Annotated in this window: 20 protein-coding genes and 1 pseudogene; 13 read left to right on the top strand and 8 right to left on the bottom strand. The window is 69.5% G+C overall.

The window, feature by feature from the left end; all coding sequences use genetic code 11:
• Window positions 1-281: 281 nt before the first annotated feature.
• Window positions 282-3,320, bottom strand: coding sequence for a bifunctional [glutamine synthetase] adenylyltransferase/[glutamine synthetase]-adenylyl-L-tyrosine phosphorylase (locus ABEB07_RS09635; protein ID WP_345667872.1), 3,039 nt, complete (start codon window positions 3,318-3,320; stop codon window positions 282-284).
• A 351-nt stretch (window positions 3,321-3,671) separates the two neighbouring features.
• Here ABEB07_RS09635 and ABEB07_RS09630 point away from each other — a divergent pair, with 351 nt between their 5' ends.
• Genes ABEB07_RS09630 through ABEB07_RS09615 form a run of 4 tightly spaced genes read left to right on the top strand, consistent with a single transcriptional unit; the run spans window position 3,672 to window position 7,187 of the window.
• On the top strand, window positions 3,672-4,550 hold the full coding sequence (locus ABEB07_RS09630) for an alkaline phosphatase family protein (RefSeq protein WP_345667908.1): 879 nt from the start codon (window positions 3,672-3,674) through the stop codon (window positions 4,548-4,550).
• Between the two features lies 1 nt (window position 4,551).
• Window positions 4,552-5,919 (top strand): MFS transporter, encoded by a 1,368-nt coding sequence (locus ABEB07_RS09625; protein ID WP_345667871.1) that lies wholly within the window; start codon window positions 4,552-4,554, stop codon window positions 5,917-5,919.
• Window positions 5,916-6,935: a TolB-like translocation protein gene (locus ABEB07_RS09620; RefSeq protein ID WP_345667870.1), complete on the top strand. Its 1,020-nt coding sequence runs from the start codon at window positions 5,916-5,918 to the stop codon at window positions 6,933-6,935. Before ABEB07_RS09625 ends, ABEB07_RS09620 begins: the two co-directional genes overlap by 4 nt.
• 36 nt (window positions 6,936-6,971) lie before the next feature.
• Complete coding sequence (locus ABEB07_RS09615) at window positions 6,972-7,187, top strand: ribbon-helix-helix domain-containing protein (RefSeq protein WP_345667869.1); 216 nt, start codon at window positions 6,972-6,974, stop codon at window positions 7,185-7,187.
• Between the two features lie 16 nt (window positions 7,188-7,203).
• Here the strand turns inward: ABEB07_RS09615 and ABEB07_RS09610 are convergent, their stop codons facing one another.
• Window positions 7,204-7,407 carry a hypothetical protein gene (locus ABEB07_RS09610; RefSeq protein ID WP_345667868.1) on the bottom strand — a complete coding sequence of 68 codons (204 nt, stop codon included), beginning with the start codon at window positions 7,405-7,407 and terminating at the stop codon, window positions 7,204-7,206.
• A 35-nt stretch (window positions 7,408-7,442) separates the two neighbouring features.
• The gene (locus ABEB07_RS09605; protein WP_345667867.1) at window positions 7,443-8,528 is read right to left on the bottom strand and encodes a DUF1152 domain-containing protein; all 1,086 of its coding nucleotides are present in this window, start codon (window positions 8,526-8,528) and stop codon (window positions 7,443-7,445) included.
• Between the two features lie 82 nt (window positions 8,529-8,610).
• On the opposite strand from ABEB07_RS09605, the gene ABEB07_RS09600 reads away from it, so the two are divergent.
• The 3 genes from ABEB07_RS09600 to ABEB07_RS09590 all read left to right on the top strand — a co-directional run bounded on the left by ABEB07_RS09600 (window position 8,611) and on the right by ABEB07_RS09590 (window position 10,780).
• Window positions 8,611-9,351 (top strand): GntR family transcriptional regulator, encoded by a 741-nt coding sequence (locus ABEB07_RS09600; RefSeq protein ID WP_345667866.1) that lies wholly within the window; start codon window positions 8,611-8,613, stop codon window positions 9,349-9,351.
• 215 nt (window positions 9,352-9,566) lie between these two features.
• On the top strand, window positions 9,567-10,004 hold the full coding sequence (locus ABEB07_RS09595; protein WP_345667865.1) for an ATP-binding protein: 438 nt from the start codon (window positions 9,567-9,569) through the stop codon (window positions 10,002-10,004).
• A gap of 254 nt (window positions 10,005-10,258) precedes the next feature.
• Window positions 10,259-10,780, top strand: a complete 522-nt coding sequence (locus tag ABEB07_RS09590; RefSeq protein WP_345667864.1) for a hypothetical protein — start codon at window positions 10,259-10,261, stop codon at window positions 10,778-10,780.
• A 113-nt stretch (window positions 10,781-10,893) separates the two neighbouring features.
• On the opposite strand, the pseudogene ABEB07_RS39165 reads toward ABEB07_RS09590, so the two are convergent.
• Window positions 10,894-10,977, bottom strand: a pseudogene (locus ABEB07_RS39165) (glutamine synthetase); the annotation flags it as partial.
• A gap of 843 nt (window positions 10,978-11,820) precedes the next feature.
• Between ABEB07_RS39165 and ABEB07_RS09585 the strand changes: the two are divergent.
• Window positions 11,821-14,808: an NACHT domain-containing protein gene (locus tag ABEB07_RS09585; RefSeq protein ID WP_345667863.1), complete on the top strand. Its 2,988-nt coding sequence runs from the start codon at window positions 11,821-11,823 to the stop codon at window positions 14,806-14,808.
• A 162-nt stretch (window positions 14,809-14,970) separates the two neighbouring features.
• Here ABEB07_RS09585 and glnA read toward each other — a convergent pair whose 3' ends face one another.
• A complete protein-coding gene (gene glnA / locus ABEB07_RS09580; protein ID WP_164587178.1) occupies window positions 14,971-16,332 on the bottom strand; it encodes a type I glutamate--ammonia ligase in 1,362 nt (453 codons plus the stop codon).
• A 435-nt stretch (window positions 16,333-16,767) separates the two neighbouring features.
• On the opposite strand from glnA, the gene ABEB07_RS09575 reads away from it, so the two are divergent.
• Window positions 16,768-17,979, top strand: a complete 1,212-nt coding sequence (locus ABEB07_RS09575) for a globin domain-containing protein (protein ID WP_345667862.1) — start codon at window positions 16,768-16,770, stop codon at window positions 17,977-17,979.
• A 118-nt stretch (window positions 17,980-18,097) separates the two neighbouring features.
• Here ABEB07_RS09575 and ABEB07_RS09570 read toward each other — a convergent pair whose 3' ends face one another.
• The gene (locus tag ABEB07_RS09570; RefSeq protein ID WP_345667860.1) at window positions 18,098-18,547 is read right to left on the bottom strand and encodes an Rrf2 family transcriptional regulator; all 450 of its coding nucleotides are present in this window, start codon (window positions 18,545-18,547) and stop codon (window positions 18,098-18,100) included.
• A 207-nt stretch (window positions 18,548-18,754) separates the two neighbouring features.
• On the opposite strand from ABEB07_RS09570, the gene ABEB07_RS09565 reads away from it, so the two are divergent.
• The 4 genes from ABEB07_RS09565 to ABEB07_RS09550 all read left to right on the top strand — a co-directional run bounded on the left by ABEB07_RS09565 (window position 18,755) and on the right by ABEB07_RS09550 (window position 24,307).
• Window positions 18,755-19,576 carry a DUF3105 domain-containing protein gene (locus ABEB07_RS09565; protein WP_345667859.1) on the top strand — a complete coding sequence of 274 codons (822 nt, stop codon included), beginning with the start codon at window positions 18,755-18,757 and terminating at the stop codon, window positions 19,574-19,576.
• Window positions 19,573-20,244: a DUF305 domain-containing protein gene (locus ABEB07_RS09560; RefSeq protein ID WP_345667857.1), complete on the top strand. Its 672-nt coding sequence runs from the start codon at window positions 19,573-19,575 to the stop codon at window positions 20,242-20,244. The genes ABEB07_RS09565 and ABEB07_RS09560 overlap by 4 nt, the downstream gene beginning before the upstream one ends.
• Before the next feature lie 254 nt (window positions 20,245-20,498).
• A complete protein-coding gene (locus tag ABEB07_RS09555) occupies window positions 20,499-22,439 on the top strand; it encodes a S53 family peptidase (RefSeq protein ID WP_176148710.1) in 1,941 nt (646 codons plus the stop codon).
• Between the two features lie 113 nt (window positions 22,440-22,552).
• Window positions 22,553-24,307, top strand: a complete 1,755-nt coding sequence (locus ABEB07_RS09550; protein WP_345667856.1) for an NAD+ synthase — start codon at window positions 22,553-22,555, stop codon at window positions 24,305-24,307.
• 160 nt (window positions 24,308-24,467) lie between these two features.
• On the opposite strand, the gene ABEB07_RS09545 is transcribed toward ABEB07_RS09550, so the two are convergent.
• Together ABEB07_RS09545 and ABEB07_RS09540 are read right to left on the bottom strand one after the other, a co-directional pair.
• Window positions 24,468-25,367, bottom strand: coding sequence for a GNAT family N-acetyltransferase (locus ABEB07_RS09545; RefSeq protein ID WP_345667855.1), 900 nt, complete (start codon window positions 25,365-25,367; stop codon window positions 24,468-24,470).
• 394 nt (window positions 25,368-25,761) lie between these two features.
• Complete coding sequence (locus ABEB07_RS09540; protein ID WP_345667854.1) at window positions 25,762-26,289, bottom strand: hypothetical protein; 528 nt, start codon at window positions 26,287-26,289, stop codon at window positions 25,762-25,764.
• Window positions 26,290-26,397 lie beyond the last annotated feature (108 nt).

Below are 26,397 nucleotides of genomic sequence, written 5' to 3'. Positions count from 1 at the left end.
CCGAACGACGGCGGGACACCCCGCGAGTGCCGGACGACGGCGGGAGGGGGTGGGGTGGTGGGGCCAATGGGCGCCGCGTACTGCGGTCCCTCCTCCCCCCACGACCAACACTCCGGGCCGTATGTCCGTGTGCGGCGCCCTGGCCCCACCACCCCACCCCCGCCCCGACCAAACCACCGCAACCACCCACGCACCCGCCCCACCCCGAACCCGCACCCACCACGCACCACGCACCACCCACCACGCACCCAGAACCTGCACCGCACCCCGACCCCGAACCCCTACGCCCCGTAGAACAAGACCTCCACCACCGCCCGAGCCCGCCGAGCGGTCCGCCGATAAGCGTCCAGCATGTCCCCCACATGCCCCGGCCCGTACCCCAGATACCGCCCCACCGCCGCCAGCTCCCGAGGCTCAGTGGGAAACGTGTCGCCGGCCCGCCCCCGCACCAGCATCACCGCACTGCGCACCCGCGAGGCGAGCACCCACGCCTCGTCCAGTGTCGAGGCGTCCTCCGCGGACACCAGCCCCACGTCCCGGGCCGCCTCCAGCGCCTCCCGGGTCCGCGTAGTCCGCAGCGCCGCCACCTCCGCCCCGTGCCGCAGCTGAAGCAACTGCACCGTCCACTCCACATCGGACAACCCCCCGGGCCCGAGCTTGGTGTGCAGCTTGGGATCGGCCCCCCGGGGCAACCGCTCCGCCTCCATCCGCGCCTTCAGCCGCCGGATCTCCCGCACCTCCTCCTCGCCGAGCCCCCCGTCCGGGTACCGCAGCGGATCCACCAGCTCCACGAACCGCCGCCCCAGCTCGGCGTCCCCCGCCACCGGCTCCGCCCGCAGCAGCGCCTGCGACTCCCACACCAGCGACCACCGCCGGTAGTAGGCGGCGTACGACTTCAGCGTCCGCACCAGCGGCCCCGACTTCCCCTCGGGCCGCAGATCGGCGTCGATCAGCAGCGGCGGGTCCGCGCTCGGCACGGCCAGCAGCCGCCGCATCTCGGCGACCACCCGGCTGGCGGCCTGCGCGGCCTCCCGCTCGTCCGCCCCCTCCCGGGGCTCGTGCACGAACAGGACGTCCGCGTCGGACCCGTAACCCAGCTCGTGCCCCCCGAACCGCCCCATCCCGATGACGGCGAACCGCGTGGGCAGCGTGTCCCCCCACCCCTCGCGCACCACGGCCCGCAGGGTCCCCGCCAGCGTCGCCGCCGTCAGGTCGGACACGGCGCCGCCCACGAGATCGACGAGCGCTCCTTGATCGGCCTCGGCGGGCTGCGCCTCGGTGCCGTAGGAGCCGAGGATGTCCGCGGCGGCCGTACGGAACAGCTCCCGCCGCCGCACCCCGCGCGCCGCGGTGACGCCCTGTTCGGCGCTGTCGGCGCGCCCCACCGCGGCGAGGACCTCCTGCTCCAGCTGAGCGCGCCCGCGCGGCCCGACACCGCCCCCGACGCCGCTCCCGCCGCCGTCCCCGTCGCCGAGCAGGGCGACCGCCTCGGGCGCCCGCATCAGCAGGTCGGGGGCGAGCCGCCCGGCGGACAGCACCCGCGCGAGGTTCTCGGCGGCGGCCCCCTCGTCGCGCAGCAGCCGCAGGTACCAGGGTGTCTTGCCGAGCGCGTCGGAGACCTTGCGGAAGTTGAGCAGCCCGGCGTCCGGGTCGGCGGAGTCGGCGAACCAGCCGAGCAGCACCGGCAGCAGCGTGCGCTGGATGGCGGCCTTGCGGGTGACGCCGGAGGCGAGCGCCTCCAGGTGCCGCAGCGCCGCGGCCGGGTCGGCGTACCCGAGGGCGACCAGCCGTTCCCGCGCCGCCTCGGGGCTCAGCCGCGCCTCGCCGGGCGCGAGCTGGGCGACCGCGTCGAGCAGCGGCCGGTAGAACAGCTTCTCGTGCAGCCGCCGTACGACGCCGGTGTGCCGCTTCCACTCGCGCACCAGCTCGGCGGCGGGGTCGGCGCGCAGCCCGAGCGAGCGGCCCAGCCGCCGCAGCCCGGCCTCGTCGTCGGGCAGCAGGTGGGTGCGGCGCAGCCGGTACAGCTGGATGCGGTGCTCGACGAACCGGAGGAAGCGGTACGCCTCGTCGAGCTGGACGGCGTCGGTGCGTCCGACGTACCCGCCGGCGGCGAGCGCCTGCAACGCGTCGAGCGTCGTGCCGCTGCGCAGGGAGGCGTCGGCGCGCCCGTGCACGAGCTGGAGGAGCTGCACGGCGAACTCGACGTCGCGCAGCCCGCCGGGCCCGAGCTTCAGCTCGCGCTCGACCTCGGCGACGGGGATGTTCTCCACGACCCGCCGGCGCATCTTCTGCACGTCGGCGACGAAGTTGTCGCGTTCGGCGGCCTGCCAGACGAGCGGGGCGAGCGCGTCGGCGTAACGGGCGCCCAGCTCGGCGTCGCCGGCCACCGGCCGGGCCTTGAGCAGTGCCTGGAATTCCCAGGTCTTGGCCCACCGCTGGTAGTAGGCGAGGTGGCTGCTGAGGGTGCGCACCAGCGGCCCGTTGCGCCCTTCGGGCCGCAGATTGGCGTCGACGGGCCAGATGGAGCCCTCGACGGTGGTCTCGGAGCAGATCCGCATCATGTGGGAGGCCAGCCGGGTGGCGGCGCGCAGCGCGGCGGTCTCGTCGCCGTCACCGCCCTCGCCGCCGTCGGCGGTCTCGGCGGCCTCACCTACGAAGATGACGTCGACGTCGGAGACGTAGTTCAGCTCGTGGCCGCCGCACTTGCCCATGGCGACGACGGCGAGCCGGCAGCGCGCGGCGTCCTCGGGCGCGGCGGCGCTCGCGATGCGCAGTGCGGCGCGCAGGGTGGCGGTGGCGAGGTCGGCGAGTTCGGCGGCGGTCTGGGCGACGCCGGTGGTGCCGCACACGTCGCGGGCGGCGATGGCGAGCAGGCAGCGCCGGTAGGCGACGCGCAGCGAGAGCGGGTCGTCGGCGTCGGCGAGCCCGCGTTCGAACTCCTCGACGCCGGGGTGCAGGTCGCGCGGCTCGTAGGTGACGAGGACGTGCCAGTCCCCGGCGTGCCGGGCGAGGTGGTCGCCGAGCGCGGCGGACGCGCCGAGCACGCCGAGCAGCCGGTCGCGCAGGGGTTTGGCCGCTATCAGGGTGTCGAGGAGTTCCCGGCGGGCGGTGGGCGAGGGCTGCGCCTCCAGCAGCCGGACGAGTCCGCCGAGGGCGAGATCGGGGTCGGCGGTGCCGCCGAGGGCCTCCAGCAGCACGGGGTCGCTGCGGACGGGAGCCAGCTCCGGGCTCTCCAGCAGCCGCTCGGCGGCGGAGGCATCGGTGAAGCCGTGCCGCAGCAGCCGTGTGAAGGTACTGCTCCTGCGCCCCGGCGCCGTCATCCCGGCCTCCCGTCGGATCAAGGTGGTCCTGGCCAGAGCGTAGCGGGAGTAGCGGCGCACGGCGGCGCGCGGGCACCCGCGTCGTGCGCCGGGGCGTGCCCCGCGCGCCAGCAGTTCACCTGTTCTTCAACCACCGGGCCGAGTACGGTGACCCGGCATCATCTTGGCGTGTGCATGCTCTCCCCGGCCCACCCCGCCCCCCACGCAGCACCCCAGGCACCACTGCCACCACGCACCACTGGCACCACGCACCACTGGCGCCACGCACCACCCCGCATGCACGACCCCCACCCCCTTCTCCCCTCCCCGGAGGTTGATGTGTCCGGCAGTTCCGGCAAGCCCGGCAAGTCGGTGTTCCGCCGCGGCCGTACCGCTCTCGCGTCCGCCGTCGCCCTCGCGGCCGCCGCCGCGGGCCTGTGGACCGGTCTGGGCGGCGGCGCCTCGTCCGCGCAGGCCGCGACCGGGGTACCCGCCCCGGCCCACGTGGTCGTCGTGGTCTTCGAGAACCACGCCTACAGCCAGGTGATCGGCTCCTCCAGCGCCCCCTACCTCAACTCGCTGAAGACGGGCGGCGCGAACCTCACCCAGTTCTACGCGGAGACCCACCCCAGCCAGCCGAACTACTTCGCCCTCTTCTCCGGCTCCACCCAGGGCGTCACCGACGACAGCTGCTACACGCCCGGCTTCTCCTCGGCCGCGAACCTGGCCTCCGAGCAGCTGGCCGCGGGCCGCACCTGGGCCAGCTACAACGAGACGCTGCCGAGCCAGGGCTCGACCACGTGCAGCAGCGGCAAGTACGCCCGCAAGCACAACCCGTGGTTCGGCTTCAAGAACGTCCCCACCTCCTCGGCGAAGACGTTCGCGCAGTTCCCGACGGACTACTCGACCCTGCCCCAGCTGTCCTTCGTGACCCCGAACCTGTGCAGCGACATGCACGACTGCTCGGTGTCGTCGGGCGACACGTGGCTGAAGAACAACCTGGGCGCGTACGCGACCTGGGCGAAGACGCACAACAGCCTGCTCGTCGTCACCTTCGACGAGGACGACAAGCTCAGCGGCAACCGCATCGCGACCGTCCTGTACGGCCAGCCGGTGACGGCCGGGGCGACCAGCTCCACCACCTACAACCACTACGACCTGCTGCGCACCCTGGAGGACTCGCAGGGCCTGACCGCGCACGCGGGCAACGCGGCGAGCGCCCACGACATCACCGGCATCTGGACGTCCTGACATGTACGTAGCGGACAGCCGCGCGAGCACCCCGGCGGCGGGTGCGGTCGAGGCGCCGGCGTCCGCGGAAGGCGCCGTCCGGTCGTACACCGGGCGGCGCCGCGCCGCGGTCGCCCCCACGGTCCTGGCGCTCGGCACGGTCAGCCTGATCACGGACGTGTCCTCGGAGATGGTGACGGCGGTGCTGCCGCTGTACCTGGTGGCGGGCCTCGGCCTGTCCCCGCTCGGCTTCGGCCTGCTGGACGGCGTCTACAACGGCTTCTCGGCCCTGGTCCGCCTGGCCGGCGGCCACCTCGCCGACCGGGGCAGGGGCGGCCACAAGTGGGTGGCGGGCCTCGGCTACGGCATCTCGGCCCTGTGCAAACCCCTGCTCCTGCTGGCGCACGGCCTGACCCCCATCGGCCTGGTCCTGGCCGCCGACCGCACCGGAAAGGGCCTGCGCACCGCTCCGCGCGACGCGCTGATCTCGCTGTCCAGCACCCCGGAGAACCAGGGCCGCGCCTTCGGCGTGCACCGCGCGATGGACACGGCGGGCGCGCTGCTGGGCCCGCTGGCGGCGTTCTGGATCCTGCGGGCGACGGTGGACGGCTACGACGCGGTGTTCACGGTGAGCTTCTGCGTGGCGGCGGTGGGGGTGCTGGTCCTGGTCCTGTTCGTCCCGAACGGCAGGACGGGCCCGCGCCCGGCGACGGCCCTGCACCCGAACGCGAACCCGCACCCGGATCCGGCCCCGCACCCGGGAGCGGCGCGGCACCCGGAGACAGCCCCCCGCCCCACCCTCCGCGCGGCCCTCGCCCTCCTGCGCCACCAGTCCCTGCGCCGCATCACGATCTGCGCCCTCCTGCTGGGCCTGGCGACGGTCAGCGACTCCTTCGTCTACCTCCTCCTGCAACGCCGCCTGGGCGTCCCGGACCGCTGGTTCGCGCTGCTGCCGCTCGGCACGGCGGCGGCGTTCCTGCTGCTGGCGGTGCCGCTGGGCCGGCTGGCGGACCGGGTGGGCCGCTGGCACGTCTTCCTGGCGGGCCACGGCGCGCTGCTCCTCGCGTACGCGCTGCTGCTCACCTCCTGGCACGGCACGGCGCTGCCGTACGCGGTGCTGCTCCTGCACGGCTCGTTCTACGCGGCGACGGACGGCGTCCTGATGGCGGCGGCGTCGGCCGGCGTACCGCCCGAGCTGCGCTCGTCGGGCCTCGCCCTGGTCCAGACGGGCCAGGCCACGGCCCGCTTCGTGTGCTCGCTGGGCTTCGGCGCGGCGTGGACGCTGTGGGGCGACCGTACGGCGCTGACGGCGTCGGCGGTGGCGCTGGCCGCGTGCGCGGTGTTCTCCTTCACCCTCCGCCCCCGCGCGAAAGGCACGGCACCGGCATGACGGCACGCAACCGCATCCTGATCCTGGTCGCGGCGGTACTGGCGCTGGCGGCGGTGGCCGTGACCTCGGTCCTGCACGCCTCGGCCCGCGCGGAACGCCGGGACCAGGCGCAGGCGGGCGGCCCCCGGGTGACGCCGGGCGAGGTGACCCTGACGACGCCCGGCCGGCTGATCTTCCGGAACATGGCGTGGGGCCCGCACCGCGACGAGCTGACCACGGTCCCGGCCTCGGACCCGTCCGCCCCGCGCACGTCCTCGTCCGTGAAGTGCCTGCGCTTCTACGCCGCGGCGGGCACCGGGGTGTGCCTCCAGGCGGTGCACGGCCCGATCTCGGACACGTACCGCGCCCTGATCCTGGACGCCCACCTGAAGGAACGGGACCGCTACGCCGTCCCGGGCATCCCGTCCCGCGCCCGCGTCTCCCCCACCGGCCACTTCGCGGCGTGGACGGCGTTCGTGGGCGGCGACTCGTACGCGGGCACGAACTTCTCGACCCGCGCGGCGATCGTGGACGTCCGCACGGGCCGCCTGACCCCCACCCTGGAAACCTTCCACATCATCAAGGACGGCCACCCCTACACATCCCCCGACGTGAACTTCTGGGGCGTGACGTTCGCGTCGGACGACCGCACGTTCTACGCCACGCTGGCGACGAAGGGCAAGACCTACCTGGTCCGCGGCGACCTGACGACGAACACCCTCACCACGATCCACCCCAACGTGGAATGCCCGTCCCTCTCCCCCGACGGCACCCACATCGCCTACAAAAAACGAGTCCCGGGCCTCCCGAAGGACGCCCCGTGGCACCTGTACGTCCTGAACCTGCGCACCATGCACGAAACAGCGCTCGCGGAGCCAAGAAGCGTAGACGACCAGGCAGTCTGGAAGAACCCCCAGACCATCGTCTACGCCCTCCCCGGCGACTACGGCGCAGACCTCTACACAGTCCCGTCCAACGGCACGGGCCACCCGACCCGCATCAACACAGCAGCGGTGTCGCCGGCGTACCTCGACTGACCACCGACACCCACGCCGGGTAGCACCATAGGGCCCATGCCCCTCAAACGAACCACGGTTTACCTGACCGCCGACGACCTCCGTGCCCTCAAGGCCACCGCTGCGCGCAAAGGAGTCAGCGAGGCGGAACTGGTCCGCGAGGGAGTCCGTCTGGCGATCGCCCGCAATCGCGCATGGGACGAACCGGCCGGACTCCCCGTCCTGGACAGCGGCGACCCGCCCTTCGCGGAGGGCTCGAACAAGGCCCCTTAAGGGCTGAACACTGCCGCTACTTCCGGTACGGCAGACCACCGAGATCGAAGGTCTCAGCGTCCGAGACAAAGGGCTCGCCCCAGGCCCGGTACGCCCGAGCAATCCGGTGAACACCCTCACGCAGCAATTCAGCCTCCGACACTCCCCGCCTGGCAGCGGCCGCTTCGATCAGAGCGAGGTCCGCACCCTCCACGAGGAGACTGACGCGCTTCAAAGCCATGCTCACACGCTACCGAAGCGCGTACTGCTCCTCGGTCACGCGATACGCCAGAGAGGCGCTGCGTACCGTTCCGGGTGAGCGCTGATCAGGAGACTGCGCAGCTCGCTTCGCTGGGCGCCGCTGAGATCCAGGGCCTCGGTGAGTCGGCGGAAGGTCGTGTGGGTGACTCCGCGGCTTCTGGCCTCGTGCGCGAACGCGTCGAGTCGCGCCAGCACTCGATCCGCGTCCAGGGTCACCGGCGGCAGCGCCTCGCGTCGCGCTGCCTTGGCGCGTTCGTAGTCGATCTCCGAGAAACCGCAGATCTCGCGGCTGTGCGCCTCGGCCTCGTCCAGGGTGGCGGTCGTCAGGAGGGCGCGGGCGAGAGCGTTGCGGTTGAGCGCCGCGTCCAGGTCGACTTCGTGAACCGTCGGCCCCTCGTCGGTGAGGGGGACGGCGAGGCCGGCGTCACGGATCTCGCAGATGCCGCGGATGCCGCAGGCCGTGGCGGCGAGCATGGCCGTCGCTTCCGAGGGGTGCCAGGTAAGAACGTCGGCGATCGCCTCCGTATCCCCTGCCGTGAAGGTGTGCACGAGGGCGCCGAGCAACGGACGCAGCTCATCGGACGGAACTTCGCCGTCCAGACCCGGGCCGGCGACCAGCAACCGGACCGACGCCTTCACCTGGCAGCAGGCGGCGAGGGTGAGGGCATCGGCGAGCGGGCTCTTGAGACCTGGTTCGTCGCCCTTGGCAAGGATGTCGCCGCCGACGTCGAGTACGTCGATCGACCTCGGGCTCAGGTGATCCACCAGTTCCTCCAGCTGGCGGGTGACGCCCTCTACTCCGTGGTGCGGGTCGAGCAGGGCCAAGGTGTGCGGGAGTTCCGCCGCGAGTCGCGGGAGGGTGGAGCCTGCTGGGGAGACCGGCTGAGCATCGGCCGGGACCGACCAGACGGAGCGGGTGACGGGCCGGAGCCCGGTGAAGTCGCGGACGTCCCGCGGACCCGGGAGCGGATCGACCAGCAGCCGGTCCCAGGCATAAGTGAGGATCACCGCCTGGTCGTCGGCGCCGTACAGGGCCGCTCGCAGCATCGCGGCGGCGACCGCGTCGCCACCTCCGCCCGCCGCGACGAACAACCGCGTCATGCACTCCACACTACGGGCTGGGCCCGCTGATCTCTCGTCCTATAGTGGCCAGAGGCCATAGCCACTTGGACGAGGAGGATGCATGCCGAAGATCGAGGAGGCTCAGCCGAAGTATCTCCAGATCGCCCATTACATCCGCGATCAGATCCTTCGAGGTGACCTACGAGCAGGGGACGAGGTCCCTTCGGAACGGCAGTTGGCTGCCGACTGGAAGGTGTCCCGCCCCACGGCGGCCCGGTCACTGGAAGCGCTGAGCCACCAGGGGCTCGTCGAGAAGCGCCAGGGCTCAGGCACCTACGTGCGCAGTCTCGAAGTGAACCGCCGCGCCCGAGAGTTGTACGGACGCGCTCGCCAGACCGGGAAGATCTACACGCCCGGCGAGTACGCCGTCATCACGTCCGCCGGCTGGATGGACGCACCCGACCATGTCGCCGAGGCTCTCGGGCTGACGAAGGACCGCCGGGCAGTCCATCGCCGACGGGTGACCAACAACCAGGACGGTCCCATCACACTGTCCACCTCCTGGTTCGCCCCGGACGTCGGCCATCGGGCGCCCAAACTCAGGGAGCCCGAGCGCATCCAGGAGGGGACCTTGATGTACGTCGAGACGATGACCGGGCGGAAGGGCAGTTACGCCGAGGACCGCGTCTGCGCCCGGAAGGCCACTGACGAGGAAGCGTCAGACCTTCAACTGGAGCCCGGGGCTGCCGTACTGGTCGTCCACCACGTGGTCTACGACCTTCAGGACCGACCACTGGAGTTCGCCGAAGCGACCTACCCGCCGCACCGCTGGGCATTCGAACAGGGCTACCCCCTCACCTGATCGTGGGTCACTTCACGTGAACGGCTTGCAGCTCACAAGTGGCTAATGCCACCATCCAGTAAGTGGCTAAGGCCACTTACTGGGGGCGTCCGGCACACCCGTGTGTGCCTCGGGTTCGCGTACCGCGGTGGGTCCCACCGCAAGCGGCGACCGCCCCTGCCACAACGGAGCAGCGCTGCCCCAACGGCGACGGCAGCGGCAAGGAGTGAGCGCGGATGACCTACACGATCGACCGCTACCCCTGCGAGGACTCACCGCGGCTCGGGGCGATGACCTTGCACCCGACTCCGGAGTCCGTGCCCAGGGCCCGGCGCTGGTTCCGCAAGTTCATCGCCCCGTACGACCCGCTCTGCTCGGTCGATGACTGCACGCTGATGATCTCCGAGCTGGTGACCAACGCGATCCTCTACGGGCGGTCCGACGACGAGTGGGTCGTACGAGTGGAGTGGTACCGGGAGGGGACTTCATTGCGGGTGGAGGTGCACAACCCGGGATTCCCCGCCAGCGTCCAACTCCGCCGACCGGACGCCGACGACGCTCACGGACGCGGCCTGTTCCTGGTCGCCTCCATCGCCGAATCCTGGCACTCCGGCCCCAGCCGCTTCGGCGGAACGGTCGTCTCCTTCCTCATGAGCGGCGCCTGGCCAGCCTGAGAGCGAGGCACGCCCCGAAGAGCTGCTGCCAGTGGTTGCTGGGCGGCGCCAAGGAGCGGATGCGGATCGCCCCGCGAGAGAAGGACGGCGGCGACGGTCACGGTGTCCTTGCCCGGCATCCCGCCAGAGGCCTTCCCCACTCTCAAATCCCCCTCAGGGAATGGATCTTGCGCTTGATGCGCACATGAGACCACGCTTAGTGTCCCCGTGATCGACCACTACGGGGGCGGCCCACGGGAAGGTGTCACATGGGCATGACGTCGGAGCGCGCACAGACCAACGTCGCCACGCCGCTCCCGCGACTGCGGGCCGCGCGGTTCGCCGGATGCTCTGTCCTCGTGTCGGCGTTCCTGCTCACCTCGTGCACCACGTCCGGCGGCGGGGACAAGGCGGGTGCTTCGCGGTCGCCCGTGCCGAGTTCGGCTCGCACGGCGACCCAGCAGCCGGAAAAGGCACTCCGCGAGCAGGCCCAGGCGGCCCTTGCCGCCGTTCGCGGCGGAACACCCGTCGAGGCCGGAGCGGAACGCGTGACCGAAGGCATCCACAGCGAACCCACCCTGGGCAAGGGGAAGACCTACCGGATCAGCCTCGCCTGCGCCGGCAAGGGAAACGCGCGGCTGACTTTCGTGCCCGCGAATGCGGGCAGGCGGACGACGGTGCCGTGCGACACGTCGGTGATCCAGCAACGGATCACCGCGGAGGGACCGGTCCCCATCGACGTCGACGGCGCCACAGGATCAACCGGCGTGATCGCCTGGCAGATCGAGGCCGTGTGATCCGCACCCGGCTCAGGCCGGCCCGGTGAGGCCGAGTCGCACCGTGGGGCCGACCGCTCGCAGCGGTCGGCCCCACGGACGTTGACGGCGCGCAGCGCCCCGAGCCGCCCCTTCAGCACCGGCAGGTGCTTGCGCAGCTCGTACACCATGACCTCTGAGCGGTATTCCTCACACTCCTGCTTCCTGTTGCGGAGGTAGTGGCGTCGGCCAGGAGCGCCCTCACGCGATCGCGGCCGGCCCAGCACAGATCAGCAATCGAATGGTCGTCGTTGGCTACCGTGGGCCGCCCTTTGACGGCTCACAGACGGCCCGGCTCCGGAGCACCAGCAGGCCCACTTCACCGTCGGCGACCTCCGGTTCTTCGCCCTGGCATCGATCCCAGCAAGTACTTCCGCCGCATCAGCCACGGCCTGGCGTGACCTCCGATCTGCCCCAAGGTGCCAACTCAGGCAAGAGCGGGCGAAACAAGCACATCGACCAGGACCAGGCGCTTAGAAGATGGGGGCACGCCTTAGCGGGATGACCCGTCGGCACTCCGCCGTTACCGTGCCGGGGCGCGCAGTGCCGCTGATGTCCGCTGACGTTGCCATCAGTGCTGCCGTCACTGCCGTCGGTCGCAGCTTCTGCGGACACCGCCTTAGCACCTCGACCCAAGACGCCCCGGTCGCTGTCGTCGGCTGATGCGCGGGGTGGACAGAGGCGCTGGTGTACGCCTCTGTCCGACGTCGTTGATGTCAGCAGTGGATGTCAGAGGATCACTTGGCGACGCTGGACTCAGCCTAGCCCTGCTGCACCCTTCATCAAGATGGAGCAGGCTCCGCGCACGATGCCTTCGCAGACTCTCGGCCGCCACTTGACGACCAGCAGCCAGCCGCGCAGGAGTCTGTCAACGTGCATGATCGGAACACAGCAGCGGCGCCATCGGAAACGGCACTGTATGCCATGCAAGATACCTTCACATCGCGGCGGCGGATGCTAACGTTCCGTCAACTGCATGCGAAACAAGCTAACTTGACTTTGACATACGCGGAGGCATATCAGTGCTGACGGGCATTGAAGCGACACTTATCAGCGCGTGTGGACCCGCCGCCGGCCGTGCGGCTGGCGGAGCAGCCGCGAAGCTGGCTGCCGTACCCGCTGCTGGCGTAGTCGCTCGTTGGAGGAATCGCAAGACTCGTAAGGCGTTGGCAGAGAGCACATACGAGGCACTGTGCCCCCACCTTTCCCCCGAAGCCGCTAAGCAGACGGTTAACTTCCTAGAATCCCCCGATTTTGAGGCGATCGCGCTCTCCGTAACAACCCAAATCTACGCCAGCGCGGGGGCAAAAAGCGAAAGCAAAGAGCTTGAGTCTACCTTCGCCCGCATGAGGCAGCTCCTTTCGCTTCAGCTTCAAGATGTGGACATGGAGGAAGAAGTCGCACTAGCAGTATGGAGTTCACTGAAGCGAAAAGTAATGGAGTCTGTGGAGCAGGTAAAGGCTACAGATGCGTTCAGCCCAGAATCGCGAGCTTCAATGGTTAAGATCGCAGCGTGCCATGCCGCCGCAGACGCAAAGTCAACCGACCAGCTCGCGAAAATCAAAAACATCGCAGTCTATTATGACTTCGAGAAACAGCTAGCCGATCAGATCAAGAACATGCACTCCACGATGCGGCTTCCGCATGCTGGTACTACACGCAAGGTGCCGTACAGCAAGCTGTTCGTGGAGCCTAAGCTGAGGAGCGGTTCCGAAAAAGGAGAGTCTCAGAATGCATGGCTGCGGAGGCTCGATGATGTGATTGCGAGTAATCACCGAGTTGTAATCCTCGGTGATCCTGGTGGAGGAAAATCCACACTTTCGTTGAAGATGGCGTATGATATCGCCAGATCATCTTTCCCTGCTTCATCGGCGAAGATCCCATTTCTTTTCATCCTGCGCGATTATGTCGAGGCCTTCAAAGCTAGCAAGGACTCGATGGTCACATTTCTTGAGTCCATTTGCAAGAACCCCTACAACATTGACCCTCCTAATGGTGCTGTGGAGTACCTACTGAGCAGTGGTAGGGCGCTGGTGATTTTCGACGGACTCGATGAGCTCACTGACACGTCGCTACGCCGAAAAGTAGTAGATTTCGTGGAGTCATTCGTATATCGATACCCTGCAGCACCTGTACTAGTCACCTCGAGGCGTGTCGGATACAACGAGGCTCCTCTCGACGACAGCCTTTTCAGCACAGTGACGCTGGCAGAACTGAGTGAAAGTCAGGTGGCCTCATACGCAGAGAAGTGGTTTTCACTCGATCAGACGGTGGAACGAAAGCGACGTTCTGAGCTTGCCACCTCGTTCGTTCGCGAGAGTCAGTTCGTAAAAGACCTGCGAAAGAATCCGCTCATGCTGTCACTGATGTGCGGTATTTACGCCAGCGAGCACTATATCCCGTCCAACCGTCCCGACCTCTATCAAAAATGTGCCGAATTGCTCTTCGAGCGCTGGGACAAGCAACGGGGAATCGTAATCCCGCTTCCATTCAATGCCCACGTCCGTCAGGCACTGAATGCGTTGGCGCTTCGTATGTACACGGACCCCAAGGCGCAGAACGGTCTAACGCGTGCACGGCTAGTGTCCTTCATGACTGATTTTCTTGTTTCGAAGCGGTTCGACGACGAAGCTATCGCCGAGGACGCCGCCAATCAGTTTGTCGATTTCTGCACCGGCCGAGCTTGGGTGCTCACCGACATGGGGTCTACTACGCAACAGAACCTGTACGCCTTCACGCACCGCACGTTCCTCGAATATTTTGCCGCGAACCAACTGGCGAGGAAGAATTCCACCCCAGAAAAGCTCTTCGACGCGCTCCACGAGCGAATTTCCGCACAGGAATGGGAGGTTGTGGCACAACTTTCACTACAAATTCTGAGTCAAAATGTCGATGACGGCGGCGATGACTTCTTGAGTCTAGCTTTGTCGGCGATTGAGGACACCGAGTCCCTGGGAAAGAAAATAAACCTGGCCTCCTTTGCAGCTCGCTCACTGGGGTTCATGGTTCCCCGTCCTCAAATTGTTCAAAAGATCTGCGAGCAGGCAGTCCGCTTGTCGATAAGTTCGGTAAATGGGCAGAAGTTCAACTTCGAAATGCTAACTCTCTTGCGGGAGTGCAGCCCTGAAAACCTCGAACTGGTTTCTAAGAATCTAAAGGAAGTCTTGCGTGCCACAGTATTCAGTCACCCGGAGGACGATAAAGCCCTCCTAATGGCCCTCTTTTTTCAGCGGCTAGCCAACTATCATTCCACTTACGTGATGCCTCTTTCGGCGCGAAGTTCCGCAGCGTGGGATAGCGTCGAGAAAGAGCTGCGCCATGAATTGGCACCTCTCGTGTCGCGTCACTATGGTTCGTCCTTTTGGGCAGCTAGAATTGGCGCAATGCGCGGCGACCTTTCTATGGCGGCTCTACTCGGAAGATTTGGAACGGCCCCACTGTGGTCTTTCGCAGACCTTTATTGGGTAGCTGCTGCTCCTCCCATGGTCTTCCATGCCGGGTTTAGAGATGCAGAGGGCATGTCTATTTACCTCGATGATTTCATCGAAGGTTCTGACGCTGGCAAGCGAATGGGCGCCTTGGCTAGTCTTCTTATTGAGACGCCCCGTCCATGGGTAAGCGACATTGAGCTTCCGGCGCATATCCTCTATCCGCTGCTTCGAGCCTCCGATGGCCCTATATCCCGTAAGAGCGGGGCCGAGAAGGAGGCATCGCTTCTGATGTTCCTTCCAGTCGGCGAGCTGCTCGTAGCGCAAAGTATGGATGAAGAGCTTCCTGAGGCGAGAAGAGCAAGTACACGGACAGGAGGAATACTGCGAAACATTATTTTGAAGTGGGCCAGTGCGCGAGTTAATCCGGAAGCCCGTCCCAGTGCACTCGCCACTCTCCGTGGACTTAATCTCAGTGCAGAGGTAGCGCAGTTTATTGCGCGGTGGATCGCCGGGGATATTGAGACAGCACATCGTCTAACAAGGAGTGATGAACCGCGTCCCCGGCGGCGCAGCATTTAATGCGGATGGGAGCCGCCAATAACGCTCCCCACAGCAGCAGCGTTGGACGCCCCAGCGACGGCCCATGGACGGCCCCAGGACCAATGAGACCCCCTGGGGCCGCCGGTCCACGACCGGCGGCCCCAGGGGATCGTTTCCGACGGAAAACACCCTGACCCGCCCCTACAGCACCGGCAAGTGCTTCCGCAGTTCGTAAGCCGTGACCTCGCTGCGGTACTCCTCCCATTCCTGCTTCTTGTTGCGGAGGAAGAAGTCGAAGACGTGTTCGCCGAGGGTTTCGGCTACCAGGTCGCTGTTCTCCATGAGGGTCAGGGCCTCGCCGAGGTTCTGCGGGAGGGGTTCGATGCCCATCGCGCGGCGTTCGGCGTTGGAGAGGGCCCAGACGTCGTCCTCGGCGCCCGGCGGGAGTTCGTAGCCCTCCTCGATGCCCTTGAGGCCGGCGGCCAGGAGGACGGCGTAGGTCAGGTACGGGTTCGCGCCGGAGTCGATCGAGCGGACCTCGACCCGCGCCGAGCCCGTCTTGCCGGGCTTGTACATCGGGACGCGGACCAGGGCGCTGCGGTTGTTGTGGCCCCAGCAGATGTAGGACGGCGCTTCGCCGCCCGCGCCCGCCGTGCGCTCGGAGCCGCCCCAGATGCGCTTGTAGGAGTTGACCCACTGGTTGGTCACCGCGCTGATCTCGCCCGCGTGCCGCAGCAGGCCCGCGATGAAGGAGCGGCCGACCTTGGAGAGCTGGTACTCCGAGCCGGACTCGTAGAACGCGTTCCGGTCGCCCTCGAAGAGGGAGAGGTGGGAGTGCATGCCGGAGCCGGGGAACTCCGAGAACGGCTTCGGCATGAAGGTCGCCTGGAGCCCCTGCTCCAGCGCCACCTGCTTCATGACCAGGCGGAACGTCATGATGTTGTCCGCCGTGGACAGCGCGTCGGCGTAGCGCAGGTCGATCTCCTGCTGCCCCGGCGCGCCCTCGTGGTGGGAGAACTCCACCGAGATCCCCATCGACTCCAGCATGGTGATCGCCTGGCGGCGGAAGTCCATGCCGATGGCCTGCGGGGTGTGGTCGAAGTAGCCGGAGTTGTCGGCGGGGGTCGGGCGGGAGCCGTCCAGCGGGCGGTTCTTCAGCAGGAAGAACTCGATCTCCGGGTGGGTGTAGAAGGTGAAGCCCAGGTCGGAGGTGCGCGCCAGGGCCCGCTTGAGCACGTAGCGCGGGTCGGCGAAGGACGGGGAGCCGTCCGGCATCAGGATGTCGCAGAACATCCGCGCCGTGCCGGGGGCCTCCGCCCGCCAGGGCAGGATCTGGAACGTCGAGGGGTCCGGCTTGGCGATCATGTCGGACTCGTAGACGCGTGCGAAGCCCTCGATGGCCGAGCCGTCAAAGCCGATGCCCTCGTCGAAGGCCTGTTCCAGCTCGGCGGGGGCCACGGCCACGGACTTCAGGAAGCCCAGCACGTCCGTGAACCACAGGCGTACGAACCGGATGTCGCGCTCCTCCAACGTCCGGAGCACGAACTCCTGCTGCTTGTCCATCTTCCGCTTCCCCATCCTTGCTGGTCAGGCCGCCTGTGTCCGTTTGTCGTCACGGGAGGCGGTCGGGCACGCGAGCATCACACCACACCAGGGTTTCACGCGCGTTGCGGGCGGCCTCGGCCCGAGCGGGTCCCGGCCTCCGGCCCGGTCCGGCCAAAAGCCCGGTCCGCACGTCCCGGCCGGCCGGGACGGCGGTCGTTCTGGCGTTCGGTCGCCCGCGCGCAGTGGTGCACTGCTCTGCCGCCCATCTTGCCCCCTGCGCGCCCCCGCCGTAATGGCCAAAGCCACCGGAGCCGCCCACGCCCGCCGTACGGCCTGATCCGGTCGTACGTGAGGCAGGCCACGTTCCTTTAATTTGCATCTCAGATGCAAGTTTTCATACCGTCGTGATCAGTCGAGCGATCGAGCACACGATCGAGTCATCGAGGAGTCACGATGCTGTCCGAGCAGTCAGCGACCACCGTCCGCGCCACCCTCCCCGCCGTCGGCGCGGCCATGGGCCAGATCACCGAGCGCTTCTACGCCAGGCTGTTCGAGGCCCACCCGGAGCTGCTGCGGGACCTGTTCAACCGCGGCAACCAGGCCTCCGGCGCCCAGAAGCAGGCCCTGGCCGGCTCCATCGCCGCCTTCGCGACGTACCTGGTGAACCACCCCGACCAGCGCCCCGACGTGATGCTCGACCGCATCGCCCACAAGCACGCCTCGCTGGGCATCGTCCCGGAGCAGTACCCGATCGTGCACGAGCACCTGTTCGCCGCCATCGCCGAGATCCTCGGCGACGCCGTCACCGAGGAGGTCGCCGCCGCCTGGACCGAGGTCTACTGGCTGATGGCCAACGCCCTCATCGCCATCGAGAAGCGGCTCTACGCGCGGAGCGCGCAGACCGGCTGGCGCGAGTGGAGGGTCGTCGGGCGGACCGAGGACACCGATGACGTGGCCACCTTCACGCTGCGCCCAGTGGACGAAGGGCCGGTGCCCGGCTACCGGGCCGGACAGTACGTCTCGGTCGGCGTCACCCTCGCGGACGGCGCCCGGCAGATCCGCCAGTACAGCCTGACCGCGGCCCCCGGCGCACCGGAGCGGCGGTTCGCCGTCAAGCGGGTGACCGGCGACGCCGCCACGCCCGACGGCGAGGTCTCCGGCCACCTGCACGCCCACGTCCGCGAGGGCGACGTCCTCCAGCTGTCCGCCCCGTACGGCGACCTCGTCCTGGAGGACACCGACGCGCCGCTGCTGCTCGCCTCCGCGGGCATCGGCGTCACCCCGATGATCGCCATGCTGGACCAGCTCGCCGCCGCCGGCCACGGCGCCCCGGTCACCGTCGTGCACGCCGACCGCTCCCCCGCCGCGCACGCGCTGCGCACGGACCACGAGCGGTACGCCGCCGCGCTGGCCGACGCGCGCACCGTCTTCTTCTACGAGCAGGACGCCGAGGGCCACGGCCGGCCCGGCCGGGTGGACCTCTCCGAGGTCGCCGTCCCCGCCGGGACGCGGGCCTACCTGTGCGGTCCGCTGCCGTTCATGCGCGCGGTGCGCGAGCAGCTCATCGCCAAGGGGGTGGCCCCGGCCGACATCCACTACGAGGTCTTCGGCCCCGACCTGTGGCTCGCCCAGCCAGCGGCGGAGGCGGCGGCGGCGGCGGCCTGACGGTCGCGGTCCCGCACCGGGGCCCCTTCGCCGGCCGGTCCGAAGCGGTTCCCCCACCGCCTCGGGCCGGCCTTTCGCGTCCCCGCGCACGGGCCGCCTCCCGAGGAACCGGCGCCGCTCAGGAAGCCGTGCGCACGCTCGGCAGGCCCAGCAGCAGCGGTCCCGTGGGGGACTTGACCATGTCGGCGACCGTGAAGGGGTCGAGGGTGGCGTAGAACGCCTCCTGGGCCCGGCGCAGGGCGCCCCGCAGGCGGCAGTCGGAGTTCAGCGGGCAAGGTGTGTCGCCGCCGGTGCAGTCGGCGACGTCGCCCTCGCCCTCGAACGCGCGCACGATCCCGCCGATGGACGCGCCGCGGCCCGTCTCCGTGAGCGAGAGTCCGCCGCCCCGGCCGCGGCGGGCGGCGAGCAGCCCGCGGTGCTGGAGTTCGGCGACGATCTTCGCGGCGTGCGTGTACGGCACGCCCATGTCCGCCGCGACCTCACGGGTCGTGGGGCTCTCGGACTCGCCCGCGACGGCGAGCCTCATCAGGACGCGCAGCGCCATGTCGGTGGAGCGCAGCAGCCGCATGCCGCCAGCGTAAATAATCGGCATCCGCCGTTCAACTTAACGGCAACCCGCCGCCCACGGCCGCGCTCTCCCCCGCGCCCCCTCCGCCCCATTACGATCAGCGCGAACCCGAGCGTCCCGAGCGCCCCGAGCGCCCTGCCTGTCCCGACCGTCCCGCCCGGCTCGCCCCACCCGCCCGTCCGCGCCCGATCCCCGAAGGACTCCGCCATGGCCCCCGCACCCCAGCCCGGCACCAGCGGCACCAGCGGCCCCACCGGTACGGCCGGTCCCACCGGTGTGCCAGGTGCGCCCGGCGGCGACCAGCGCCGGGCGCACCTGGAGGAGCTGCGCCGCGCCGAGCAGGCACGGCAGCGGCGCAACCGGCTCGTCGGCGTCGCCGCGAGCGTGGCCGTGGTCGCGGCGCTGACCGTGGGCGGCGTGCTGTTCGTCCACGCGCAGACCGCCCAGTCCGAGAACGGCGGCGCGACGGGCACGGCGGTCGAGGCCAAGAGCGGCCAAGACGGCCAGGACGGCCAGGACGGGAAGAACGGGAAGAACGGCACGGCGGGCCGGGACGACAAGGCCGGCGGCGCCGGGCACTTCACCACCGGCTCCGACGGCGTGCGCACCTGGCAGGGCGCCCTGACCCGGAACCACACCACCGCCGCCGTGACGTATCCGATGGAGCCGCCGGTCGGCGGCGACCACAACCCCGTCTGGCAGAACTGCAACGGCGACGTCTACACCCGGCCGGTCAGGAACGAGCACGCCGTGCACGCCCTGGAGCACGGGGCCGTCTGGGTGACGTACAACGCCAGGGCGGCCAAGGCGGACGTGGCCGCGCTGGCGGAGAAGGTGCGTCGCACGCCGTACACGCTGATGAGCCCGGTCGCGGACCAGAAGGACCCGATCATGCTGTCCGCGTGGGCGCACCAGCGCACCGTGACGGGGGCGGGCGACCCGAACGTCGACACGTTCTTCGCCGCGTTCGTGCAGGGCTCCCAGACGCCGGAGCCGGGGGCCGCCTGCACGGGCGGTGTGGACCGGTGAGGCCGGCCGGGCTGATCGCGGCGGCCGCCGTGACCGCGCTGGCGGCGGCCGGGGCCATCAGCTACGCGGTCGCCGAGGACGGCGGCGCGCCCGCCGGGGCGCACGCCGCGCCCGCCGCGGCGGCGCCGTCCCCGTCCGTCCTCGCCGTCCCCGCCCCGGACTCCGCGGACGCGGGCTTCGCCCGGGACATGGCCGTCCACCACCAGCAGGCGGTGGAGATGGCGTACCTCGTGCGCGACCGCACCCGCGACGCCGAAGTGCGCCGGCTGGCCTACGACATCGCGCAGACGCAGGCCAACCAGCGCGGGATGCTGCTGGGTTGGCTCGACCTGTGGGGGCTGCCGAAGGTGTCGGCCGAGCCGCCGATGACCTGGATGGGGATGGGCGACGCGGCCGCCGGCGAGGACGGCGCGCTGATGCCCGGCATGGCGACGAACACCCAGCTGAAGAAGTTGAACCAACTCAGCGGCCGGCCGGCGGAGATCCTCTTCCTCCAGCTCATGACCGCCCACCACCGGGGCGGGCTGCACATGGCACAGGGCTGTGTCGCCCGGTGCGCGGTGGCGGCGGAGAAGCGGCTGGCGCGGAGCATGGTCGACGGGCAGCGCTCGGAGCTCCAGCTGATGGCCGGGATGCTCAAGGAACGCGGCGCGGCGCCCGATTCCTGAGACGGGTCCACCGGAATCCGGGGAACGAAGTCCCCAATTCCCCCCGTAACCAACGCACCTGACCGTTCCTTGGCTTTCTCTTGGCTTGCGCATGGCCCTGGCATGAACGGTTCATCCGGAAGAGTGACCCTCGATCGTGTGATCCATTCATGGGCCCTTTCGCTCATGGGGCCGAACCGCCGCGGCCGCTTCGCGGATCACGCGTGGTCCAACCACTCATTGCGTTACATGCGATCCGCATCGCAGGGGGTTCTATGAGATCCAACCGCGCCACCATGCGTGCCGGTGTGAGCCTGGCAGCGACACTGCCGATGGTCGCCGGCGCGCTGGTGCTCGGCATACCCGCGGCGCACGCCGCGGACCACTCGGGCCGGGGCGCCCTCGCGGGCACCAAGCCCGCGTGGGCGACGGCCAAGGCGGACAAGGGCGCCACCGCGAACAGCGCCCAGGTCAACGCCCGGGTGTATCTGGCCGGCCGCGACGCCGCCGGCCTCGCGGCGTACGCCAAGGCGGTCGCCGACCCGTCCTCGCCGTCGTACGGCAAGTACCTGACGGCCGAGCAGGCGCAGGCCCGTTACGGTGCGACCGGGGCCCAGGTGGCCGCGGTCAAGTCGTGGCTGAAGTCGGCGGGCCTGAAGGTCACTTCGGTCACCTCGCACTACGTCGCCGTGTCGGGCGACGTCGCCTCCGTCGAGAAGGCGTTCGGCACCCAGCTGCACAACTTCGCCAAGGGCTCGAAGACCTACCGCGCCCCGGCCGCGTCGGCCTCCGTGCCGGCCGGGCTGCAGGGCGCCGTCCTGACCGTCACCGGTCTGGACAACGCCCCGCACAAGGCGAACCACGCGGAGCAGCTGCCGCCGCCGGACGCGGTGTTCAAGAACGCCGGGCCGTTCTCGTCGTACTACGGCTCCAAGACCGCGACCACGCTGCCCTCGGCCTACGGCCAGAAGATCCCGTACGCCGTCAAGGGCTACACGGGTGAGCAGCTGCGTTCGGCCTACGGCGCCGGCAAGTACACCGGCAAGGGCGTCCGGGTCGCGATCACCGACGCGTACGCCTCGCCGACCATCGCCTACGACGCGGCCAACTACGCGAAGCAGAACGGCGACAAGGCCTGGAAGACCAGCCAGCTGCGCCAGGTCCTGCCGGCCGACTACACCAAGACCGAGGAGTGCGGCGCGGCCGGCTGGTACGGCGAGGAGACCCTCGACGTCGAGGCCGTGCACGCCGTGGCGCCCGACGCGAACGTCACCTACGTGGGCGCCGCGTCCTGCTACGACGACGATCTGCTCGACTCGCTGAGCAAGGTCGTCGACAACCACCTGGCCGACATCGTCTCCAACTCCTGGGGCGACATCGAGGCCAACCAGACGCCGGACCTGGCCGCCGCCTACGACCAGGTGTTCCAGTTCGGCGCGGTGGAGGGCATCGGCTTCTACTTCTCCTCCGGCGACAACGGCGACGAGGTCGCCCACACCGGCACCAAGCAGGTCGACACCCCGGCCAACTCGGCGTGGGTGACCGCGGTCGGCGGCACCTCGCTGGCCGTCGGCAAGGGCGACAAGTACCTGTGGGAGACCGGCTGGGGCACCGACAAGGCCACCCTGTCGGCCGACGGCAAGAGCTGGACCGACTTCCCGGGCGCGTACAGCTCCGGCGCGGGCGGCGGCACCAGCAAGACCGTGCCGCAGCCGTACTACCAGAAGGGCGTCGTGCCGGGCGCGCTGGCCACGGCCAACAACGCGGCCGGCAACCGCGTCGTCCCGGACATCGCGGCGATCGCCGACCCGAACACCGGTTTCCTGGTCGGCCAGACGCAGTCCTTCCCGGACGGCACCCAGCGCTACAGCGAGTACCGCATCGGCGGCACCTCGCTGGCCGCGCCGGTGATCGCGGCCGTGCAGTCGCTGGCCCAGGAGGCGCGCGGCGGCAAGGCGATCGGCTTCGCCAACCCGTCGATCTACTCCAAGTACGGCTCGAAGCTGTACCACGACGTGGTGGACAAGCCGACCGGCAAGGACCTCGCGGTCGCCCGCGTGGACTTCGTCAACGGCGTCGACGCCTCCGGCGGTCTGACCTACTCCGTGCGCAGCCTCGGCAAGGACAGCTCGCTCCAGGCCGTCAAGGGCTACGACGACGTCACCGGCGTGGGCTCGCCCGCGAAGGGCTACGTCGACTCCTACCGTCGCCACTGACGCAACCGCACCACCGGCCGCGCCCGGCGGCCACGGCGCCCGCTCCTCCTCCCCGAGGGGCGGGCGCCCGCGCGTACCCCCCATCGCGTCGCTCTGACGATTACACTGGGCGGGTGCCTCAACTACGTCTCGCCCTGAACCAGATCGACTCCCGCGTCGGCGACCTCGCCGCGAACGCCGAGGCGATCCTTCGCTGGACCCGGCACTCGGCCGAGCGCGGAGCGCATCTCGTGGCGTTCCCCGAGATGGCGCTGACCGGGTATCCCGTCGAGGACCTGGCGCTGCGGTCGTCGTTCGTGACGGCGTCCCGCGCCGCGCTGCGGGAGCTGGCCGCCCGCCTGGCCGGGGAGGGTCTCGGCGAGCTGCCGGTCGTCGTCGGCTACCTGGACCGCGGCGAGAGCGCCCAGCCCAGGTACGGGATGCCGGCCGGCGCCCCGCAGAACGCGGCCGCGGTGCTGCACGGCGGCGAGGTGGTGCTGCGCTTCGCCAAGCACCACCTGCCGAACTACGGCGTCTTCGACGAGTTCCGCTACTTCGTGCCCGGCGACACCATGCCGGTGCTGCGAGTGTACGGCGTGGACGTCGCGCTCGCCATCTGCGAGGACCTGTGGCAGGACGGCGGCCGGGTGCCGGCGGCGCGCACCGCGCGCGCGGGACTGCTGCTGTCGGTCAACGCCTCGCCGTACGAGCGCGAGAAGGACGACACCCGCCTGGAACTGGTCCGCAAGCGGGCCCAGGAGGCCGGCTGCACCACCGCCTACCTCGCGATGACCGGCGGGCAGGACGAGCTGGTCTTCGACGGCGACTCGATCGTCGTCGGCGCGGACGGCGAGGTGATCGCGCGGGCCGCCCAGTTCGAGGAGAGCTGCGTGGTGCTGGACCTGGAGCTGCCGGCGTACGCCGCCGACGCGCCCGGGGGCGTGGTGGACGACGGGCTGCGCGTGGACCGGGTCGTGCTGTCCGAGGAGCCGCTGCCCGCCTACCCGCCCGCGCCGGCCGCCGGGTGCGGCGCGCGCCTGGACGACGACGAGGAGGTCTATACGGCGCTGGTCACGGGCCTGCGGGCGTACGTGGTGAAGAACGGCTTCCGGTCGGTGCTGATCGGTCTGTCCGGCGGCATCGACTCCGCGCTGGTCGCGGCGATCGCCTGCGACGCGGTGGGCGCGGAGAACGTGTACGGCGTGTCCATGCCCTCGAAGTACTCCTCGGAGCACTCCAAGGGCGACGCGGCGGAGCTGGCGCGGCGCACCGGGCTGAACTTCCGCACCGTGCCGATCGCGCCGATGTTCGACGCGTACATGGACGCGCTGAGCCTGACCGGGCTCGCGGAGGAGAACCTCCAGTCCCGGCTGCGCGGCACGCTGCTGATGGCGCTGTCCAACCAGGAGGGCCACATCGTCCTGGCCCCCGGCAACAAGTCGGAGCTGGCGGTGGGGTACTCCACGCTGTACGGCGACTCGGTGGGGGCGTACGGCCCGATCAAGGACGTGTACAAGACGTGGGTGTTCCGGCTGGCGAGGTGGCGCAACCGGGCGGCGGCCGAGCGGGGCCAGACCCCGCCGATCCCGGAGAACTCCATCTCCAAGCCGCCGAGCGCGGAGCTGCGGCCGGGCCAGGTGGACACCGACTCGCTGCCGGACTACCCGGTGCTGGACGCGATCCTGGAGCTGTACGTCGACCGTGACAGGGGCGCCGACGAGATCGTCGCGGCCGGTTACGACCCCGAGCTGGTCGTCCGGACGCTGCGGATGGTCGACACGGCCGAGTACAAGCGCCGCCAGTACCCGCCGGGCGCCAAGATCTCCCCCAAGGGCTTCGGCAAGGACCGCCGCCTGCCGATCACCAACGGCTGGCGCGAGCGCGCGTAACCGCCGAGTGCGGAGCAGCCCCGCCGACGGGGGGAGATCGGCGGGGCTGTCCCCCGGTACCGCTGTGGTCTTCGTGCGCGTCCCGCCCTGCCGGCCCACGGCCTGGTACTCCAGCTACAGATCGTGAATCTTGCTGGTGGGGGCCGTGTGCTACTCCTCGCTACGCCGCTTGGCCCGCCGGGTGGAAGTTGATGCGTTCACGGATGACGGGGAAGCCGGCCTTGGCGAAGTTCCTGGCCATGGGGAAGTTGCCCTGGTCCGTCGCTCCGCTGATGAACTCCGCGCCCCGCTCGACGAGGAGGTGAGTGCACTCCGCGAGGAGGTCGTAGGCGTAGCCGCGACCGCGCTGTTCCGGGACGACTCCGATGAAGCCGATGGTCGGGCCGGAGGGGTTGTGGGCCGGGATGTGGATGCCGGCCAGGTCGCCCTCCGGCGTGTGCGCGATCTGCCACCACTCCCGTGGGGAGGGGCACCAGTGGAAGAAGTCGAGTTCCTCCTGGGCGGCCTGGTCGAGGCCGCCCTCCTCGATGGCCCGGAGCGCATGGGCGTCCAGGGTGACGGAGTGGATGCGGCGCAGCGCGTCGAAGAACACGGTGTCATCGGGTTCGGCGCTGAAGCGCAGGCGTCCGGGCCGCTCGGGCAGACCTCGCTCCGGGGTCCAGCGGTACAGGAAGCGTTCCACCAGGAGCTCGTACCCTGCGGCTCGTGCGGCGGCGAAGCGCGCCTCGGCGCCGGCGCGCAGATCGGTCTTCTCCCGCCAGCCGCCGGGCAGGCTGATTTCGAGTTCGACCTGCCAGGGAGCGGAGCGCAGGAGTTCGGCCCCGGCCTCCTCCTCGCCCTCGGCCACGTCGAACCAGTTGATGTTGACGGGCTCCGAGTCGTCGGGGCCGCCCCACCACGCGCCGCGTGCGACGACCTGGCCGTCGCGCAGGGCGACGCGCTTCCAGTCGGGGCGGAACCGGGTACGCCGATGGCCTTCACGGGCGCCCAGGGGGTCGGGGAGTGCGTCGAAGAGATGAGCGTCGCTCGCGGAGAGCGCGCGGATGACCGCATCGGTCATGGATTCCTCCGGGATACAGGCTGCTTGGAGCGCTCCCGGTCAGGACTGACGAATCACGCCGGGACAGCGGAAGAGGGAGCGCTGGAAAGGTGTGAACTGCACGGCACTCGCCTCCTTCCGTCATCTCAGAGCGTGAAGCCACACAGTACGTGATCTTCCGCGGGTCCGTCCACGGATTTCCGTGTCCCTTAAAGGAGGGGTTCGCGGGGGCGATGCAGAGCGCCCTCAAAGACCCCGGGGGCCCTGAGCGGACTGCAGTGCTCCAGCTGTGGGGAGGCGTTCGAGGTGGCCATGGGGCGCATCGCGGGCCGGGTCGTCCGCTATGAACCTCGCCTACGGGCCGGGCGGTTGATGCTGGGCCTGCTGTCGGACCCGCCGCGCAAGAGCTGGAGTACTAGAAGTGCTCGGCCTTCTGGCCGTCCGGGACCTGGTAGCAGCCGGATATGACGTCCACGCTCAGCATCGGGGGATTGTCCTTCGCCATCTGAATGACGTGCACACTGGCCTTCTTCGCGTCGTTGTCGGCCGTGAGCCTCAGGTTCTTGTTCCTGCTGGTGTCCGGCCCGTACTCGACGATCTTCCAGCCGTGCCCCGGCAGCGCCGCCTTCAGCCGCCGCATGGCTGTCCCGAGGTCATCGGGGGACGCGGGGGTGAAGCTCCACGGGTGCAGGATCCGGAAGTACGTGTCCGGGTCCTTGCCCGGACACTCCGTCACGGTCGCCCGGCTGTCGGACGTCTTCCCCTTGACGCCGATCAGATCGTAGAGGCCGCTGGACATGCCTTCCACCTGGTCCGCGGCGTCACTCGACGTGCTCGTGCCTGCGGAGGGAACGTCGGAACCGTTGTCAGTCCTGTCGCATCCGGTGAGGGTGGTGAGCGCAAGGGGCACGGCGACCGCGAGTACGCCCAGCTTGATCTTCACGTCGGTAGTCTCTCCTACTTCACACGATCCCGGTGCAGGCGCGGAAGGGGGACAGCCCCGCCGACGGGGGGAGATCGGCGGGGCTGTTCCGGTGGTTCCACAGTGGTC

It is taken from the genome of Streptomyces similanensis (assembly GCF_039543625.1).
GTDB lineage: Bacteria > Actinomycetota > Actinomycetes > Streptomycetales > Streptomycetaceae > Streptomyces > Streptomyces similanensis.
The sequence above is the reverse complement of the archived record's forward strand: the minus strand, read 5'-3'. Positions and strand labels throughout refer to the sequence as shown.